Annotated in this window: 2 protein-coding genes; both read left to right on the top strand. The window is 71.1% G+C overall.

Features of this window, described 5'->3' with window-relative positions; translation table 11 throughout:
- Positions 1 to 32 precede the first annotated feature (32 nt).
- On the top strand, positions 33 to 1,016 hold the full coding sequence (locus tag GX015_RS09025; protein WP_291344525.1) for a hypothetical protein: 984 nt from the start codon (positions 33 to 35) through the stop codon (positions 1,014 to 1,016).
- Positions 1,017 to 1,871, top strand: an 855-nt coding sequence (locus GX015_RS09020; protein WP_291344523.1) for an ABC transporter ATP-binding protein, incomplete at its 3' end; no start/stop codon positions are given. It lies immediately after the preceding gene.

Below are 1,871 nucleotides of genomic sequence, written 5' to 3'. Positions count from 1 at the left end.
GACGGCGCGCCGACGCACGAGGAGGACCCCACATGTTCGGATTCTTTGGCAAGGACGACGCCGACAAGAACAACGCCGGCCGCAACGCCGACAAGAACGCCGCCAACGGCAACGGCCCCATCGGCGTCGACAGCGCCCCGCGCGACGGCGGCTTCCTCACCGACGCCGTCGGCTCGGACCCGAAGAAGCTGCAGGAGGAGACCGGCGTCGCCGGCCGCATGCTGATCAAGGCGCTGGACACCGCGATGGGGTGGCAGACCTCCGCGATCTCCGGCTACGTGCGCCAGCTCCACGCGCGCAAGCCGCACGAGACGCCCGCGCAGATCCAGCAGCGCATCGACGACCACTTCCTCGCCCTGGTCACCGGCTCGGGCGGCGCGGCCGGCGGTGCGGCGGTCATCCCGGGCGTCGGATTCGTCACCGGCCTCGGCGCCGTGGCGCTGGAGTCGGTCGTGTTCCTCGAAATCGCCGCCTGGTACACCCTGGCGTCGGCGTCACTGCGCGGCATCGACATCGAGGAGGAAGAGCGCCGCCGCAGCCTCGTGCTGGTCACGCTGATGGGCTCCTCCGGCACGGCGCTCGTCGCCGCGGCCATGGGCGACGAGCCGCTGCGCAAGCAGGCGCCGGAGAAGGATCCGGCCGCGTCGCTGATCGCGCGCCTGGGCATCCCGCAGCTCGGCGGCCTGAACAAGGTGCTGATCAAGCAGGCGCAGAAGCGCATCGCCAAGTCGGCGCGTCTGGCCATCGTGGGCAAGCTCATGCCCATGGGCATCGGCGCGGTCGTCGGCGCGGGCGCGAACCGCAAGATCGGCAAGACCCTGCTCGAGCGCGCCCGCCTGGCGCTCGGCCCCATTCCGGCGACGTGGCCCGACTCGCTCGAGCTTTCCGACGACGACGTCAAGAAGGCCGGTTTCTCCCTGCCCAAGATCCCCCTGTCCTTCGGCGCCATCGGCGGCAAGGACGACCACACGGGCGAGGACTCCCGCAAGGATTCCGGCAAGGGCGCCGGCGCCTAAATGTCCGATTCCGCCGTCACGTCCCCGAGTCGCCCGGCGCGCGCCATCTGGCGTTCCTGCCTGCGGCACCCGGGGCCGCTGGCGGCGGTGGTCGCGTCGACGGCGCTGCTCACCGTCCTGGAGACCATCACCCCACTGCTGACGCGCGACGCCATCGACGTCGCCACGGGCCAGGGCGGCGGCGGCGCGTCGGCGTCCGTGTTTTCCGGCATGGCCCCGTTGGCGGCGGTCATCGCGGTGTTCGTCGGCGTCGGCGTGGCGCGTTTCCTGGTGCAGGTGGTCCGCCGCTTCACCGCGGGCGTGCTGTCGCTGGACGTGCAGCACGATCTGCGCGTCCGCTTGCTCACCGCGTTGCAGGCGCTCGACGGCCCGGCGCAGGACCGCGTCCGCACCGGGCAGGTCGTCTCCCGGTCGATCTCGGACTTGCAGGGCATCCAGGGGATGCTGGCGATGCTGCCGCTGACGCTGGGGTCGGTGCTGAAGATCTTCCTCACCGTCGGCGTCATGCTCATGTTGTCACTGCCCCTGACGCTGGTCGGGTTGGCGGTGATCCCGGCGGTGGTCGCCATTGCCCTGAAATCCCGCTCCGCGCTCTACGCCGCGACGTGGACGGCGCAACAGAAGGCCGCCGACGTCGCCACGCACGTCGAGGAAACCGTCACGGGCGTGCGCGTGGTCAAGGCCTTCGCGCAGTCGACGCGCGAAGTCGACGAGCTCGATTCGCTCTCCCGCGGCCTTTACGCCCTGCGGATGCGTTCGGCGAAGCTCAACGCGCGTTTCCAGCCGGCGTTGCAGGCGTTGCCGCAGGTGTCGCTGGTGGCCAACATCGCCGTCGGCGGGTGGCTGGCGCTGCAG

The sequence above is a fragment of the Corynebacterium sp. genome (assembly GCF_012837295.1).
In the GTDB taxonomy this organism is placed as follows: domain Bacteria; phylum Actinomycetota; class Actinomycetes; order Mycobacteriales; family Mycobacteriaceae; genus Corynebacterium.
This window is presented reverse-complemented; position numbering and strand designations above follow the sequence as displayed.

What these genes read in the sequence shown, in the direction of transcription:
- GX015_RS09025 (WP_291344525.1), top strand. Translation starts at nt 33, where the DNA reads ATGTTCGGATTCTTTGGCAAGGACGACGCCGACAAGAACAACGCCGGC.